The organism is Flavobacterium lipolyticum, from assembly GCF_020905335.1.
Taxonomy (GTDB): Bacteria; Bacteroidota; Bacteroidia; order Flavobacteriales; family Flavobacteriaceae; genus Flavobacterium; species Flavobacterium lipolyticum.
In genome coordinates this window covers 1,144,365-1,161,159 of sequence record NZ_JAJJMN010000001.1, presented here as the reverse complement: position 1 = coordinate 1,161,159, position 16,795 = coordinate 1,144,365, and the positions used below count along the sequence as shown (strand labels likewise).

At 30.0% G+C, this 16,795-nt stretch carries 17 protein-coding genes; all 17 read left to right on the top strand.

What is annotated here, in order from left to right; translation table 11 throughout:
• Position 1 precedes the first annotated feature (1 nt).
• The 17 genes from LNQ34_RS05190 to rfbD all read left to right on the top strand — a co-directional run bounded on the left by LNQ34_RS05190 (position 2) and on the right by rfbD (position 16,771).
• Positions 2-1,075, top strand: a complete 1,074-nt coding sequence (locus LNQ34_RS05190; protein WP_229998888.1) for a Wzz/FepE/Etk N-terminal domain-containing protein — start codon at positions 2-4, stop codon at positions 1,073-1,075.
• 150 nt (positions 1,076-1,225) lie between these two features.
• Positions 1,226-2,767: a lipopolysaccharide biosynthesis protein gene (locus tag LNQ34_RS05185; protein ID WP_229998887.1), complete on the top strand. Its 1,542-nt coding sequence runs from the start codon at positions 1,226-1,228 to the stop codon at positions 2,765-2,767.
• A 4-nt stretch (positions 2,768-2,771) separates the two neighbouring features.
• Positions 2,772-3,764, top strand: coding sequence for a glycosyltransferase family 92 protein (locus LNQ34_RS05180; RefSeq protein WP_229998886.1), 993 nt, complete (start codon positions 2,772-2,774; stop codon positions 3,762-3,764).
• A gap of 8 nt (positions 3,765-3,772) precedes the next feature.
• Positions 3,773-4,891 (top strand): EpsG family protein, encoded by a 1,119-nt coding sequence (locus LNQ34_RS05175; RefSeq protein WP_229998885.1) that lies wholly within the window; start codon positions 3,773-3,775, stop codon positions 4,889-4,891.
• A gap of 3 nt (positions 4,892-4,894) precedes the next feature.
• The gene (locus tag LNQ34_RS05170) at positions 4,895-5,710 is read left to right on the top strand and encodes a glycosyltransferase family 2 protein (RefSeq protein WP_229998884.1); all 816 of its coding nucleotides are present in this window, start codon (positions 4,895-4,897) and stop codon (positions 5,708-5,710) included.
• A 2-nt stretch (positions 5,711-5,712) separates the two neighbouring features.
• Positions 5,713-6,603, top strand: coding sequence for a glycosyltransferase family 2 protein (locus LNQ34_RS05165; protein ID WP_229998883.1), 891 nt, complete (start codon positions 5,713-5,715; stop codon positions 6,601-6,603).
• A 6-nt stretch (positions 6,604-6,609) separates the two neighbouring features.
• Positions 6,610-7,656 carry a glycosyltransferase family 4 protein gene (locus LNQ34_RS05160; RefSeq protein WP_229998882.1) on the top strand — a complete coding sequence of 349 codons (1,047 nt, stop codon included), beginning with the start codon at positions 6,610-6,612 and terminating at the stop codon, positions 7,654-7,656.
• 2 nt (positions 7,657-7,658) lie between these two features.
• A complete protein-coding gene (locus LNQ34_RS05155; protein WP_229998881.1) occupies positions 7,659-8,696 on the top strand; it encodes a polysaccharide biosynthesis protein in 1,038 nt (345 codons plus the stop codon).
• 41 nt (positions 8,697-8,737) lie between these two features.
• Positions 8,738-9,859 carry a non-hydrolyzing UDP-N-acetylglucosamine 2-epimerase gene (wecB, locus tag LNQ34_RS05150; protein WP_229998880.1) on the top strand — a complete coding sequence of 374 codons (1,122 nt, stop codon included), beginning with the start codon at positions 8,738-8,740 and terminating at the stop codon, positions 9,857-9,859.
• Positions 9,860-9,878: 19 nt separating this feature from the next.
• Positions 9,879-10,724 carry a sugar nucleotide-binding protein gene (locus LNQ34_RS05145; RefSeq protein ID WP_229998879.1) on the top strand — a complete coding sequence of 282 codons (846 nt, stop codon included), beginning with the start codon at positions 9,879-9,881 and terminating at the stop codon, positions 10,722-10,724.
• 3 nt (positions 10,725-10,727) lie between these two features.
• Positions 10,728-11,930: a glycosyltransferase family 4 protein gene (locus LNQ34_RS05140; protein ID WP_229998878.1), complete on the top strand. Its 1,203-nt coding sequence runs from the start codon at positions 10,728-10,730 to the stop codon at positions 11,928-11,930.
• Positions 11,931-12,830, top strand: coding sequence for an NAD-dependent epimerase/dehydratase family protein (locus tag LNQ34_RS05135; RefSeq protein ID WP_229998877.1), 900 nt, complete (start codon positions 11,931-11,933; stop codon positions 12,828-12,830). It begins immediately after the preceding gene.
• The gene (locus LNQ34_RS05130; protein WP_229998876.1) at positions 12,830-13,801 is read left to right on the top strand and encodes an MraY family glycosyltransferase; all 972 of its coding nucleotides are present in this window, start codon (positions 12,830-12,832) and stop codon (positions 13,799-13,801) included. The genes LNQ34_RS05135 and LNQ34_RS05130 overlap by 1 nt, the downstream gene beginning before the upstream one ends.
• Entirely contained in the window at positions 13,791-14,216 is a 426-nt protein-coding gene (locus LNQ34_RS05125) for a cupin domain-containing protein (RefSeq protein WP_229998875.1), read from the top strand. The genes LNQ34_RS05130 and LNQ34_RS05125 overlap by 11 nt, the downstream gene beginning before the upstream one ends.
• Positions 14,209-15,348 carry a DegT/DnrJ/EryC1/StrS family aminotransferase gene (locus LNQ34_RS05120; protein WP_229998874.1) on the top strand — a complete coding sequence of 380 codons (1,140 nt, stop codon included), beginning with the start codon at positions 14,209-14,211 and terminating at the stop codon, positions 15,346-15,348. The genes LNQ34_RS05125 and LNQ34_RS05120 overlap by 8 nt, the downstream gene beginning before the upstream one ends.
• A 29-nt stretch (positions 15,349-15,377) precedes the next feature.
• Complete coding sequence (gene rfbC, locus LNQ34_RS05115) at positions 15,378-15,926, top strand: dTDP-4-dehydrorhamnose 3,5-epimerase (RefSeq protein WP_229998873.1); 549 nt, start codon at positions 15,378-15,380, stop codon at positions 15,924-15,926.
• Positions 15,926-16,771 carry a dTDP-4-dehydrorhamnose reductase gene (rfbD, locus tag LNQ34_RS05110; RefSeq protein WP_229998872.1) on the top strand — a complete coding sequence of 282 codons (846 nt, stop codon included), beginning with the start codon at positions 15,926-15,928 and terminating at the stop codon, positions 16,769-16,771. The genes rfbC and rfbD overlap by 1 nt, the downstream gene beginning before the upstream one ends.
• Positions 16,772-16,795 lie beyond the last annotated feature (24 nt).

Genomic DNA, 16,795 nt, shown 5'->3' with positions numbered 1-16,795 from the left:
GATGGAAGGAAAAACTATTAAAAACGATGAAATTTCGTTAAAGGAGTTGTTAGAAAAAGTAAAACTATGGTATAATTATTTACTTTCTAAATGGAGAATAATCATATTAGCTGGAGTAGTAGGAATTGTTTTGGGACTGACATGGTCGTTCATAAAAGAACCTATTTACACCGCGACATTGACTTTTGCGCTGGAAGATGAAAAAGGTGCAGGTGGAGGTTTAGGAAGTGCTTTAGGTTTGGCAAGTTCATTTGGGATAGATGTTGGAGGAGGAGGAGGAGGAGTATTTTCTGGTTCCAATTTGACCGAATTATTTAAATCTCGTGCCATGGTAGAACAAACTTTACTGACTCCTGTTACAGTTAACGGTAAAGTAATTTCTTTGGCAGAAATGTATATACAGAAAAATAGTTGGAGAGATAAATGGAATAAAAATCCAAAATTGAGTGTGATTCAATTTTTGCCTAACGTAAATCGCAAAGATTTTACTAGAGCTCATGATAGTATACTTGGAGTAATTTATCAAAATTTGTCTACAAACTCGTTGTTTATAGCTCAGAAAGATAAAAAAGTTTCAATTATCACTATGGACGTATCCTCCAATGATGAATTATTCTCTTTTTATTTTTGTAAAGCATTAGCAAGTGAAGTAGGGAAATTTTATATTGATACAAAGAGTAAAAAATCTCGTGCGAATATGAGTATCTTAGGACGTCAAGTGGATTCTGTTCGTAATGAACTTAATAGTGCTATTGCAGGAGTTGCTAGAGCCAATGACAATACTTTTAACTTGAATCCTGCATTAAATGTTCGTCGGACTCCATCAGTTAGAAGACAAGTTGATGTACAAGCTAATACAGCCATTCTTACTGAGTTGATAAAGCAAAGTGAGTTGGCTAAAGTTACTTTAAGAAAGGAAACGCCCTTAATTCAAGTAATTGATAAACCAATTTTGCCATTACCTAAAAATCGTTTGGGTAAATTTAAGGGAATTGTTTTAGGTGGAGGATTAGCCAGTTTTCTTATGATATTAGCGTTAATTATACGCAGATTTCTTAAAATTATTGCGGAGTAATTAAGAAAAAAATTTAATTAATAAAAGATTATAATAGTTCTGATTTAGTACAATAAGCTTGATTTTTTTTCTTGATATAGAGATACTAAATTCTTTTTTAATCATCGAAAGTTAAACGAGAATAAAATAATTGAGCTTTATGCCAAATTTATGGAAGACAATTCTAGAGTAAAAAAAAGCCTAAAAAACGCGCAGTTTGCATTAGTTTTTTATTGCTGTAATCTAATACTTCAATTTTTTTATAGAAAAGTGTTTCTTACTTATCTGGGATCTGAAGTCCTGGGTTTAAATACAACTGCAATGAATTTACTGCAGTTTCTTAATTTAGCAGAATTAGGAGTAGGTGCTGCAATAAGTTACTCTTTATATAAGCCATTAGCAACGAATGATCACAATCAAATTAATGACATTGTATCTGTTCAAGGATATTTATACAGTAGAATAGGTATTATCGTGGGAGTATTAGCGATTATTCTCATGTTCTTTTTTCCTTATTTTTTTTCAGATATAAAAGTACCTCTTTGGTATGCATATGCAACTTTTAGTGTTTTACTAATATCTGCATTAATTGGTTATTTTTTGAATTATCAACAAATCGTTTTGGTATCGGACCAAAAAGAGTTTAAGTTAAATTATGCATTACAAGGCGTAAAAATTGTAAAAGTTATTTTTCAGATCCTATGTATATGGCTTTTAAGTAAAGGATATTTGTGGTGGCTTTTTTTGGAATTAGTTGCAATTATAGCCACTGTTGCTGGAATAAAATATATTCTGCATTTAGAATATCCATGGTTAAAAACTAGTATTTCTTCAGGAAAAAAGCTATTAACTCAATATCCTCAAATTACGCATAAAACAAAACAATTAATCACTCATAAAATTGCAGGTTTCGCATTACATGAAAGTAGCCCTTTGATAATATTTGCATTTACAAGTTTATCATTTATTGCAAGTTATGGAAATTATTTGTTAGTAATTGCCGGAATCACTGCTCTTTTAGGAGCTGTTTTTAATAGTACAAATGCCGGAGTTGGAAATTTAGTATCGCAAGCCGATAATAATAGAATCTTGGTTGTTTTTGAGGAATTATTTACTCTAAGGTTTTTTTTGACAAGTATAGCGTGTTATGGGGTTTACAAGTTCACTCCAATTTTTATTACATATTGGGTAGGCAAAGAATATTTATTAGAAAAGTCAAATTTAATATTGTTGGTCATTATAATGTTCATAAATATTACGAGACTTACTGTTGATTCTTTTTTAAATGCTTACGGACTATTTAGAGACATAGCAGCACCAATTGTCGAAACAGTTCTTAATATTGGTATTTCTATATTATTAGGATATTTTTACGGTATTAATGGGGTTCTCACTGGAGTTTTAGTAAGTTTGTTTTTTATTGTATTGCTATGGAAACCTTTCTTTTTATTTAAAAGTGGATTCAAAACGAATATAAGCTTTTATTTTTTGCTGTATCTGAAATTAACTGTTATTGCTTCAACAGTATTTTTCTTAACGGAATATTGCAGTAATTTCGTAAGAATTGATCCGTATTCTTCAATAGTAAACTGTATCGGTTACGGTTTTATTATTACTTCTATTTTTTTTACATTTTTAACATTATTATTTTTTTTGTTTACTACTGGAATAAGGCAATTTTATTTCAGATGTAAAACATATTTATACAGATAACATTATGTCGGAAGATATTCAAGATTATTATGTGGATGGTAATTTTATTACTAGAGAGCGCTTCAAACAGACATTTTTAAAAAATTCTTTCACTCGTTTTATTGCTTATTTTATAAAAATTGTTTTTTTAAAACTTGTGATTTTAATAAATAGGTTGGTTAAAAGACAAAATAAAAAGTTCAAATATTCAGTTAGTTTTTGTTGTATATTTAAAAATGAAGCAAGATATTTTGATGAATGGATTCAATATCATTTGGTAACAGGAGTGGAGCATTTTTATCTCTATAATAACAATTCAGATGATAATTATTTAGAAATTTTGCAACCCTATATTGAAAAGGGTATTGTTGATCTTATTAATTGGCCATTTGATCATTCTCAAATGCTGGCTTATGAAGATTGTTATAAAAAGCACAAGGAAGATACAAATTGGCTAGCTTTTATAGATGTAGACGAATTTGTCTGCCCTTTAGCTATAGATAATATCCAGTTGTGGTTAGAATCGTATGAAAATTATCCGGGAGTTGCAATTTATTGGAAGCAATTTGGGTCAAATGGTAAGTTGAAACATGATGATAATAAATTGGTTATAGAGCAGTATACACAATGTTGGCCCAAACCAAGTGTGTTTACAAAAATGTTCTGTAATATGAACTTTCCTATTTCGGAATTTAGTAATCCACATCTTATCAGTTCAAAGATGTTTGGTTTAAGAATACCTCCTGTAAATCAGTTTAAGAATTTTACAAGTTTTGGAATAAATCTTCGTCTTCCTTTTCAATCAACAACAATACAAATTAATCATTATTGGGGTAAAGCTTACGACTGTTTTGTTGAAAGCAAAATTAATAGAAGTGATGTTTATCATAAAAATGATATTAAAATGGGACAGGCTAGAAAAAGATTATTGCGGTCTCATGAAAGCATGTGCACTATTCAGGACTATTCAATTCAACGTTTTCTTTTGTATACCAAGTTGAGAAATAATTTAAACTAGTAAAATTGATGATTTTTTATATCATTCCATTCATAGTCACTTTTTTTGCTGCTATAGTATTTGATATTTGTAAGCATAAAGATAGCAGTGAATATTTTGTTTGGGTTGGTCTCTACGTTTACTTAACGGCATTAATTGGGCTGCGTTATATGGTGGGTGGCGACAGCTATTTTTATATGTTATATTTTAATAATATTTCCACTAATAATATACTGGATTTTTCCTGGGATTCTGAATATCAGCCACTTTTTACAATTTTAAATTCTTTTGCAAAAGCTATTTATCCTAGTTTTACATCTTTTCAAATTTTACATGTATTAATTATTAATAGTTGTCTTTTCTATTTTATATGGAAAAATTCAAAACTTCGTTTCAGTGTTTTGTTTTTGTGTCTATTAATGTTTTACATCAATTTTACTGTTGAAATTTTACGGGAATCTCTTGCGATAATGGTTTTTATAATTAATTACAAGAATCTTGAAAACAACAAACTGGTTAAATATTATTTGGGTGTATTTATTGCAGTTATGTTTCACCTCTCGGCAGTATTTCTAATCATTTTGCCTTTTTTAAAATTTTTGCGTATCAATAGAAATTATATTTTATTGCTGATTGTGCTTTTATTTGCTCTTAATCAGCTTAATTATCTTTTTACTTTTTTTGAGAATATTGAGAAAATAAACAAAAAAGTTAACGATTATTCAGAAGCTTCTTATGGTTGGAAGTCTACTATTTTGTTTTTTGCTACAAGGACGCTTATTCCGATTGGATTTTTTTATTGGGCGAAAAGTAAATTTAATATCTCGATAAGATATGAGTATTTGGTCTGTATATTCGGTTTATTGGGAGTTTGTTCCATTTTCAATACTATAATCTTTACTCGTTTTACTAATTATTTAATGCTGTTTTACTGTATTGCACTAGCGGATGTAATGATTCCATTTTTTAGACAAAAAATACTGTCTTCAGATAAAATATTTGTGGCTGTGACATTTGTTTTTGTTTTATTAACAAGTGCTTATACCTCATTTTATTGGCCTGCCGGGTATTATATGAAATGGATTCCTTATTATTCGGTTTTTAGTTATGAATCTGAGAATAACAAATTTATTGATAGAGATTATTAAATTATGATAGCAATATTATTGTCAACCTATAATGGGGAGAAATATTTACGCGAACAATTGGAAAGTTTGTATCTTCAAACGTATAAGGAATTTCAATTATTCGTGAGAGATGACGGTTCGACTGATTCTACAATAAATATTTTGCAGGAATATAAGAGTAGATACTCAAATATTACATTGTTTACAAATGAAGGAACCAACATGGGGGCTTGTATGAGTTTTATGTGGTTATTAAAAAATGTAGAAGCAGAATATTATATGTTTTGCGATCAGGATGATATTTGGTTTTCTTCTAAAGTACAAATTAGTTTAGATGCCTTAGAATCTGAAAGCAAAAGATCAGAAGACAAAGCAATAATAGTACATACGGATCTTATAGTTACAGATAGTAAATTAGATATTACTGCTTATTCACTATGGGAAAACGACAATACGCATCCCTCTAGGATAACCAGAAAATATTTGAAGCTGGTTAATTATGTGACAGGATGTACAATGATTTTTAACCGTAAAGCAAGGGATCTATCTATAGATTATACTGGAAATATTCTAATGCATGATTTTTGGATAAGCATTTGTGTAGATTCTTCTAAAGGAGCAATTGTATCTTTACCTGTTCCAACAATTTATTATAGGCAGCATTCTAATAATACAATCGGAGCCTCAAAAAAGCAATATAGATTCCCGATTCTTCAAAGATATTTTCACATGCCTGATTTTAGTTATTCTAAGAATTTATATAATATAATTCGTATAAAGTACGGTTTTGGCTTTGTTAAGTATTTGTTTCTTAGAATAAACTATTATCTAAAATTTTAAAGATGGAAGGAGTAAATGTTTCTGTAGTTATTGTAAATTACAATACTGTGAAAATGACGAATGAATGTATAGAAAGTTTATACAAACATACTAAGAATGTTAATTTTGAGATTATATTAGTTGATAATGCATCAACAGATGGGAGTAAGGACTTTTTTTTAAAAGACGAACGGATTAGATATTTTTATTTAGACAAAAACATTGGTTTTGGCAGAGCGAATAATGTTGGTGCCAATGAGTCTCAGGGGAAATATATTTTTATGTTGAATTCTGATACAATTCTTTTAGATGATGTCATTAGTAAACTCTTTAATTTTGCAGAAAATCATTTAGATGATGATTTAGGGACTGTTGGTACATGTTTGATTAACTCAGATAAGGAAGATGCGCTTTCTTTTGGGCAATTTATAACTTCTAAAAGAATCTATAGAAGATTATTGGAAACTTTAAAAATCTATAAAAATAAATTTGAAGTAGAAACATACACTAAACTTAAGGAGAAAGGATTTTTAGAAGTTGATTTTGTATCAGGTGCTGATTTGTTTATTCCTAAAACAATATTTAATCAAGTAGGTGGTTTTGATCGTGATTTTTTTATGTATTATGAAGAAACTGATCTTCAAAAACGCATTTCTAAATTAAATCTAAAGAGATATATCATTGATGTACGAGACATAATTCATTTAGAAGGAGGAAGTTTTGAGGAAAAGTTGCCTTTTAGAAGAAAAATGATGATGACAAAAGGAATGAAACTTTATATTAACAAGCATTTTAAAGGTATTTATAAATTTCAGATTATTACGCTTTCGTTTTTAATTTTAGTGAAAGATTTAATAAAACTTAACTATTCAAATGAACAAAAATTATCCTTGATTAAGGAAGTTTTTAAATAAAAATACATGAAAATTGCTTTTATATTGCCTAGTTTGATAAATACTGGGCCAATTGTTGTAGTACATAATATAGTTAATTATCTAAAAGATAAGGTTGATTTGATTGATGTTTACTATTTAGATGATGAATCATCAATATTGAATTTTGAGTGCAATACTTTTAAGATTGATAAACGAAATCCGGTTAAATTTAATGACTATGATATAATACATAGTCATACGTTAAGAGCTGATTTATATGTTTATAAATGGAGAAAAAAGATTTCTCGTGCAAAAATTGTAAGTACAATTCATCAAGATACGTTTAAAAGTTTCGCGATGGAGTATAATAATTTCGTGTCTTTTTTTTTAACCCATTATTGGTGTTTTATTCAACGCAAGTTTGACGGTGTTGTATCTATATCTAATCAGATAAAAGATAGATATAACAAGTTGCTGTCTAATAAGCTAACTACCATTTATAATGGATGTAGCATAGATAATATAAATACTGATGAAGAAATTGAAAAATTGATTAATGGGTATAAAGAAAAGGGATATAAAGTTCTTGGGTCTTACGCTTACATCACAAAAAGAAAAGGGCTTTCACAAGTTGTTAAAGCTTTAGAGCAACTACCTGATTATGTTTTTGTCTTAATCGGCGAAGGGCCGTATTTGGCAAAAATTAAGGAAAACGTAGAAAAGTTAAATCTTTCAGAAAGAGTATTATTTTTACCTTACATGCAAGCTCCGTATTCCTATTTAAAGTTTTTTGATGTTTATATGATGCCATCTTATTCAGAAGGATTTGGTTTAGCGATGGTGGAAGCAGCTTTAGCACAAAAATCGATAGTTTGTTCTAATTTACCTTCTTTCAAAGAGATTTTTAATTCTGAAGAAGTGTGTTTTTTCGAATTAGATAATTTATCTTCATTACAAGAATCTATTCAAATAGCTTATTTAGAGCGCAATGAAAGAGGAGAACGTGCCAATTCTAAAGCTGTTATGAGTTTTACCGCAGAAAAAATGGCAGAAAACCATTTGTCATATTATAAAAAAATATTAAAAAATTAATTATGCCTAGTTTTAAACAAAAAATACTTTTAATTACAGGAGGAACCGGATCTTTTGGTCATGCAGTTCTTAATCGTTTTTTGCATACGGATCATTTTAGTGAAATACGTATTTTTTCCAGAGATGAAAAAAAACAAGATGATATGCGTAATCAATTAAAAAACGATAAACTTAAATTTTATATTGGAGATGTAAGAGATTATAGCAGTGTAGAACGTGCTATGAGAGGAGTTGATTATGTATTTCATGCCGCTGCTTTGAAACAAGTTCCTTCATGTGAATTTTTTCCATTAGAGGCAACAAAAACTAATGTTTTTGGAACTCAAAATGTAATTGATGCAGCTGGAGTTAATAAAGTAAAGAAGGTAATTTGTTTAAGTACTGATAAAGCTGCATATCCTATAAATGCAATGGGGATTTCTAAAGCTTTAATGGAAAAGGTTGCTATTGCGGCTGCCAGAAATCTCACCGATACCGTAGTTTGTTTGACAAGATATGGAAATGTAATGGCATCGAGAGGCTCCGTTATACCGTTGTTCTTAAAACAGATAAAAGAGGGTAGTACGATAACAATAACGGATCCAAAAATGACACGTTTTTTGATGTCTCTAGATGAAGCTGTTGAGTTAGTATTATTTGCTTTTGAAAATGGAACGGCTGGAGATTTGTTTGTTAATAAAGCTCCCGCAGGAACAATAGGTGATTTAGCACAAGCACTTAAAGATCTTTGTCAAGCAGATACAGAAATAAAAATCATTGGAACACGTCATGGTGAAAAGTTATATGAAACTCTTTGTACTAGAGAAGAAATGATAAAAGCAATTGATATGGGAGATTTTTACCGTATTCCTGCTGATAACCGTGATTTAAACTATGCAAAGTATTTTTCGGAAGGGGAAGAAGAAATTGCAGCAGCAGAAGATTATCATTCTCACAATACAGAACAGCTTGGAGTATCTGGGATGAAAAAATTATTATCAAACTTACCATTAATCCGAAAAGAAGTTTTTGGAGAAGATGTGTTTGTGTCTGCTAATTAGAGATCTAGTTTCGATAGAAAATATTTTAAATAAAAATGAATATGAAAAAAATTAAGGTGGCAACTATAATGGGGACACGTCCCGAAATTATTAGATTGGCAGAATGCATTAAATTATGTGATCAATACTTTGACCATATTGTTATACATACAGGACAAAATTATGATTATGAATTAAATGAAATATTTTTTGAAGATCTTAACCTTAGAAAACCTGATTTTTTTTTAAATGTAGCAGGAGAACATTTAGGGGAAACTATAGGTAATGTAATTTCAAAATCTTACGAGATACTTGCCAAAGAAAAACCAGATGCTTTATTAGTACTAGGTGATACGAATAGCGTATTAAGTACAATTGCGGCAAAACGATTAAAAATTCCTATTTTCCATATGGAGGCAGGAAATAGATGTTTTGATCAAAATGTGCCTGAAGAAATTAATCGAAAAATTTCGGATCATATTTCAGATATCAATCTTACTTATACAGAACATAGTCGAAGATATTTGTTGAGTGAAGGTTTTAGAAAAGATCATGTATTTGTTACAGGTTCGCCATTATTTGAAGTTTTAAAGAAAAACGAGATCAAAATTCAAAATTCAAATATTGTTGAAAAATTAAATTTAGAAAAAGGAAATTATATTGTTGTAAGTGCTCATCGAGAAGAAAATATCGATTTAAAGAATCATTTCGAAATTTTGGCTGATTCGTTAAACGCAGTAGCAGAAGAGTATAAAATGCCAATTATTTTTTCAACACACCCAAGAACACGTAAAAGAATAGAAAATTCAAATGTTACTTTTAACCCTTTAATTTTAAGTGTTGCTCCTTTAGGTTTTTTTGATTATGTCAAATTGCAGAAGGATGCTTATGTAGTTTTGTCTGATAGTGGTACGATTAGTGAAGAGGCTGCTATGATGGGATTTGCTGCTGTTAGTATTAGAACAAGTACTGAAAGACCTGAAGCGGTTGATGCGGGTACAATTGTTTTGGGAGGTATAACAAAAGAGAGTATGATTAACTCAATTAAAATTACGAAAGGTCTTTCTATTAATGATGACTCACAGTTGCCATTTGAGTATCAAATTAAAAACACTTCAGAGAGAATAGTAAAGGTAATTCAAAGTTATACCCCAATAATAAATAAGGTTATTTGGGATAAATAATTTTTTTAAAATCATTTAAATGAAGAAAATATTAATAATTGGCATCAAAGGGATGGCAGGACATGTGTTGTTTAAAATGTTGCCAACTTTGGGAGAATATGAAGTTTATGGAATTGCAAGGAATATTGAGGTAAGCAATAGAGTTTTTAATCTTGATGTATACAATACTGAAGAATTAAAAAAAATCATCAATATGAATTTCGATGTAATAATTAATTGTATTGGAATCTTAAATAAAGATGCCGAAGATCATCCTGAAAAAGCAATTTGGTTTAATAGTTACTTTCCACACCTATTAGAATCACTAACTAAAAACTCAAAAACTAAAATAATAAGTATTAGTACAGATTGTGTTTTTTCTGGAAAAACAGGCAACTATAATGAATCTGATTTTAAAGATGGTCAGGGTTTTTATGCAACATCGAAATCTTTAGGGGAAATTGTGAATGAAAAAGATTTGACAATAAGAACATCTATTATTGGGCCAGAACTTAATAAAGGAGGTATAGGTTTATTTCATTGGTTTATGCAACAAACTAAAGAAGTCAATGGATATTCTCAGGCTTTTTGGTCAGGAATAACAACAGTAGAATTAGCAAAAGTGATTCATCAGGCAATTTTACAAGATTTAACAGGATTGATTGTTGTTTCAGGAAAAAAGAAAATTGATAAATTTAGTTTGTTGAAAATCTTTAATAAAGTATTTAGAAACAATTCATTGACTATTTTAGAAAATGCAAATTATAAAGTAGATAAAAGCATGCAGAGTTCTAGAAAAGATTTTGATTACGATGTTTTACCTTACGAAGAAATGATTTTAGAAATGAAAGATTGGGTGGATAATGGTAATTATGATTATAATTAGCGGATGAAAATATTAATTGTTACACAATATTTTTGGCCTGAAAGTTTTAAAATAAACGATTTAGCATTAGGGTTAAAAGAAAGAGGGCACGAGGTTGCTATCTTAACAGCTATCCCTAATTATCCCAAAGGTTTTTTTTTTGAGAATTATTCTTTTTGGAAAAATAATGATGAAGAATGGAATGGAATAAAAATTTACCGATCAAAAATATTTTCTAGGGGAAAAGGAAGTCTGCGATTAATGCTCAACTATATTTCATTTGTTTTTTTTTGCAGCATAAAAGTTTTTTTTATAAAAGAAAAATTTGATAAAATATTTGTTTACGAACCTTCTCCTATCACTGTTGGTATTCCTGCTATAGTTGCAGGTCGAAAAATGAAAATACCCTTTTATTTTTGGGTTCAGGATTTGTGGCCAGAAAGTCTTTCTGCGGCAGGTGGAATAAAAAATAAGTTTATTCTAAACGCTTTTGATTGGATTACAAAGAGAATATATCGTAACGCAGAAAAGATTTTGGTACAATCAAAAGGGTTTGAGGATTATATCAATGGACAGGGAGATTTCAAAAGTAAGTTGATTTATTATCCTAATTCTGCAGAGAATCTATACAAACCTTTGATTCCAACTGTAGAATATGAATCTAAGTTGCCTGAAGGTTTCAAACTTTTGTTTGCAGGTAATTTAGGAGAGGCACAAGGAATTGATACATTGATTGAAGCAGCCGAAATTGTTAAAGAAAACAATATTGAAGTGAATTGGATCTTTTTAGGAGATGGACGTCAAAAACAATATTACATCAATAAAGTAAAGGAAAAAGGTTTAGAATCTAATTTTTACTTTCTTGGCTCATTTCCAGCAGATACAATGCCTAGTTTTTTTTGTTGTTCAGATGCTTTAATAGTTTCATTGAAAAAAGATAAAATATTTTCATTGACGATTCCTTCTAAATTACAATCTTATCTGGCATGCGGAAAACCAATTTTGGCTTCATTGGATGGAGAAGGTGCTAAAATAGTGCAAGAATCAAAAGCAGGTTTTGCTTCTCCTGCAGAAGACGCTCAGACATTTGCAGCAAATGTTATTAAATTTTATAATTTATCATTGAAAGAAAGAGCCCAAATGCAGGAAAATGCGTTAGAATATTTTAAAAATGAATTCGAAAGGGAAAAATTGATAGATAAACTTCTTGAAATATTAAAAAAATAGATGAAAATAGTCATATCGGGTGCTTCAGGTTTTGTGGGACAGAATTTAGTTAGTTATTTATCTGATTATAATTTTTTAATCAAGACGATCTCGCTTAAAAATCAGGAAGGGGAAGTAAAGTTAGAAAGTGACGCCATAATTCATCTTGCAGGAAAAGCACATGATACCAAAAAAACAAGTGATCCTTCTGAATATTTTAAGGTAAATACAGATTTAACTAAAAAATTATTTGATTCTTTTTTAGAAAGTGAGATTAAGGATTTTATTTATTTCAGTAGTGTAAAGGCAGTAGCAGATTCTGTAGACGATATTCTTTATGAAGATGTTTTACCGCTCCCAAAGACTCCTTACGGACAATCAAAACTAAAGGCTGAGGAGTATATTTTGTCAAAAGAGATCCCAGCGAGTAAAAGAGTTTTTATTATTAGACCTTGTATGATTCATGGTCCGGGAAATAAGGGGAATTTAAATTTACTTTATAATGTGGTAGAAAAGGGAATTCCATACCCTTTAGCTGCTTTTAAAAATAAGAGATCGTTTCTTAGTATCGATAACCTTAATTACATGATCAAAGAAATCTTGGAGAATAGAAATATTGCTTCTGGTGTTTACAATTTTGCAGATGATGAAGGCGTATCCACAAATGATTTAGTTAGAATTATATCTTTAACGTTAGAAAGAAACAATAGATCGATTTCAATTCCAAAGCCAATCATAAATGGAATTGCCAAACTAGGAGATATCGTTAATTTTCCATTAAATTCTGAAACGGTTCAGAAATTAACGGAAAACTATAGGGTTTCAAATGAGAAAATTAAATCCGCTATTGGAATTCAAAAGCTTCCTTTTTCAGCTGAACAAGGATTACAAAAAACAATAAAAAGTTTTATAACTAAATAATGGAATATACAATTCTAGGAATTCTTTTAATGATTATAATGCTGCTTTACTTTAAAGTAGCAGATCGTTTTAATATAATAGATAAACCAAACCAGAGAAGTTCTCACACTGAAATAACATTGAGAGGCGGAGGGGTCATCTTTTGGTTTTCTGCTTTGCTATATTTTGTTCAGCAGATTCAAAATAATTATTTTTTCTTTACAGGAATAACTTTAGTAAGTCTGGTGAGCTTTTGGGACGATATTCAAAGCTTATCGAATAAGATTAGAATTGGTGCACATTTTTTGGCTATTAGTTTGATCTTTTATGATTTAAATCTGTTTCATTTAGTTCCAATTTGGGGAGTTCTAATTGCTTATGTTTTAGCAATAGGCCTTATAAATGCTTATAATTTTATGGATGGCATAAATGGTATTACAGGGTTGTACACATTAGCTGTCATGGGATCATTATTGTATGTCAATACAAAAATTCAACTTTTTACCGATGGAAGTTTTATTAAGTATGCGATGATGGCAAGTCTTGTTTTTCTTTTTTTTAATTATAGAAAAAAAGCAAAATGCTTTGCCGGAGATGTAGGAAGTATTGCTATAGCTTTTTGGGTAATTTATTTAGTGTTAAAATTAATCCTGAAGACAGAATCACTTCTTTGGTTGTTATTTTTGTCCGTTTATGGAGTTGATGCTGTTTGTACAATTCTGCACAGACTTTATCTTAAGCAAAATATTTTTGAAGCTCATAGATTGCATTTATATCAGGTACTTAGCAATGAGTATAAGATACAGCACAGGCTGGTATCTCTTCTTTATGCTTTAGCTCAGGCAGGAATTTCGTTTGTAGTCATTTTTCTTTATCAAAAAATGGAGGATGCAATTATATTCGCAATTGTAATTTTGCCTTTAGTACTTCTATATTCAGCAAAATTTTATTTATTAAAAAAAAGTAATTTACGATTGAATCATGGAACCTAAAATTATACAAGGAGGACAATTTTCAGATCATAGGGGGAGTATCTCGTATGTAAATGATTTTACTTTTAAAGATATTGAAAGATTTTATATAATTAGTAACTCTGTTGAAAACCCTATTCGGGCTTGGCAAGGGCACAAATTAGATGCTAAAAATTTTTATTGCTTAAACGGTCGTTTCAGAATTCATTTTATTAAAATAGATAATTGGGAAAGTCCTTCAAAAGATTTGCTTATCGAGACTGTCGCAATCTCAGAATCTGACAGTAAAATAGTTCATATTCCGGCAGGTTACGCAAATGCTATTGAATCCTTAGAACCAGGTTCAAAATTGATATCGTTCTCTACTTTACCATTAACCAGTGTAAATGAAGACGATGTTCGTTATCCCTTAGATTATTGGTCTATAAATGGATAAAAAAAGGATTTACTTATCGTTGTCGAAACAAACTGGCTTTGAAAATGAATATATTCAAAAAGCATTAGAGACAAGTTGGATAACTTCTGGAGGACCAAATGTTGAGGAGTTCGAAAGTAAACTTGAAAATTATTACAAAAATGATTCATTTGTAACAGTATTAAATTCAGGGACATCTGCAATTCATCTAGCCTTAATTTTGCTTGGAGTTAAAGCAGATGATGAGGTAATTTGTCAAACCATGACATTTTCAGCATCCGCTAATCCTATTTTATATCAAGGAGCAAAACCTATTTTTATTGATAGTGAAAGTGATACCTGGAATATCTGTCCTGAGAGTTTGGAAATTGCGATAAAGGACAGGATAGAAAAAGGAAAGAAACCAAAGGCAATAATTGCAGTTCATTTATATGGGACTCCTTATAAAGTTGATGAAGTTCATGCAGTCGCTGATCGTTATGAAATACCTGTTATAGAAGATAGCGCCGAAGCTCTGGGTAGCACTTATAAAGGAAAAAAATGTGGCAGTTTTGGCAGTTTTGGAATTTTATCCTTTAATGGTAACAAAATTATTACCACTTCATGTGGAGGGGCATTAATTTCTAATTCCAAAGAGATAAAAGAACGAGCCATTTTTTATGCAACACAGTCAAAGGATAAAGCTGTTCATTTTCAACATAGTGAAATAGGTTATAATTACAGAATGAGTAATATTTGTGCAGGTGTTGGTCTGGGACAAATGAGAAGCTTGGAAGCAAATATCGAATCAAAAGTTATAAATCATAACTTCTATAAAAATATTTTTAGTTCAATAGATAATGTTGAGCTTTTTGAAGTCTTTAACGAAGATCATTTTTCAAATTACTGGCTAAATACTATTTTGATTGATCCGGATATTACTAGTAATAGAAATAGAGAAAGTTTACGATTGGCTTTGGAAAAAGAAAATATTGAGAGTCGTCCGCTTTGGAAGCCTATGCATTTGCAGCCAATTTTTGAAACATATCCGTATTATGGAAACAAAATTGCAGAAGACTTGTTTGAAAAAGGATTATGTTTACCTTCAGGCTCAAACCTTACAAATGAAAATAAAAATAGAATTGAGGAAGTGATAAATGCTTTTTTTAAGTAATAATTTAGTTTAAAGAATATAATATAAAAATGAAAATAGAGGAAACATTTATAAAAGATCTAGTGATTGTAGAACCGACCATTTTTGGAGATGAACGTGGTTACTTTTTCGAATCTTATAGTAAAACTAAATTCGAAGATTTAGGAATTGATATTGAATTCGTTCAGGACAATCAGTCCTTTTCAAAAAAAGGAACTTTGAGAGGTTTGCATTATCAGAACCCTCCGTTTGCTCAAACAAAATTGGTTCGTGTTTTGGAAGGCGAAATTATTGATGTTGCGGTAGATTTAAGAAAAGATTCACCAACTTACGGAAAATCGTTCAGCGTTTTATTATCGGCAGAAAATAAAAAACAGCTATTAGTTCCTCAAGGTTTTGCTCATGGATTTTCTGTGATAAGCGAAACAGCATCTGTGATGTATAAATGTGACCAGTTTTATAATAAAGCTTCCGAAGGAGGAATTAAATTTGACGACCCTTCTTTAAATATTGATTGGGGGATGAATTTAAAAGAAGCTATCGTTTCTGAAAAAGATCAAATTCTTCCTTTTATTGAAAATTGTAATAGCTTATTTTAATGAAAAAAATTCTTGTAACAGGAGCAACCGGACAGTTAGGATCTGAACTTTCAGTTTTATCTACTTCTTATTCTCAATACGAATGGATTTTTGCTGACCGAACAAAAGCGACTTTAGATAATTTAGAATTATTGCAATTTCAATTAAACGAAATTAGTCCAGATATTATATTTAATTGTGGAGCTTATACAGCAGTAGATAAAGCCGAAAATGAAAAAGAGTTGGCATTTACTGTAAATTGTGAAGCTGTAAAGTTAATAGCAAAATATAGTAAAGAGAATAATGTACATTTACTTCATGTTTCAACAGATTATGTTTTTGACGGAACTTCATCAGTTGCTTTAGATGAAGAGGCAGAAACGAATCCGGTAAATGTTTATGGAGAAAGTAAATTAGCTGGAGAAAATTGCTGTATAAAAGAATGTCCTAATTCAATTATTATTAGAACTTCATGGGTTTATAGCAAATTCGGAAATAATTTTGTTAAAACCATGCAACGTTTGATGCAGGAAAGAGACGAGATTAACGTGGTCAATGATCAGGTAGGCTCACCCACTTATGCTGCAGATTTAGCTCAGGCAATGGTAAATATTCTTGAATCTTCAAAATGGATTCCAGGGATATATAATTATTCAAATGAAGGAGAAATTAGCTGGTACGAATTTGCATTAAGTATTAAAGAATTTGGAGCTTATAACTGTAGAGTGGGAGGGATTCCATCGGCATCTTACCCAACTCCTGCAAAACGTCCAAGTTTTTCATTGTTGAATAAAGAAAAAATAAAAACTCTTTATAATTTAGATGTACCAAATTATAAAGAAAGTTTAAAAAAAATGTTTGTTTAAAAATCTAACATTAGAATTTTAGCG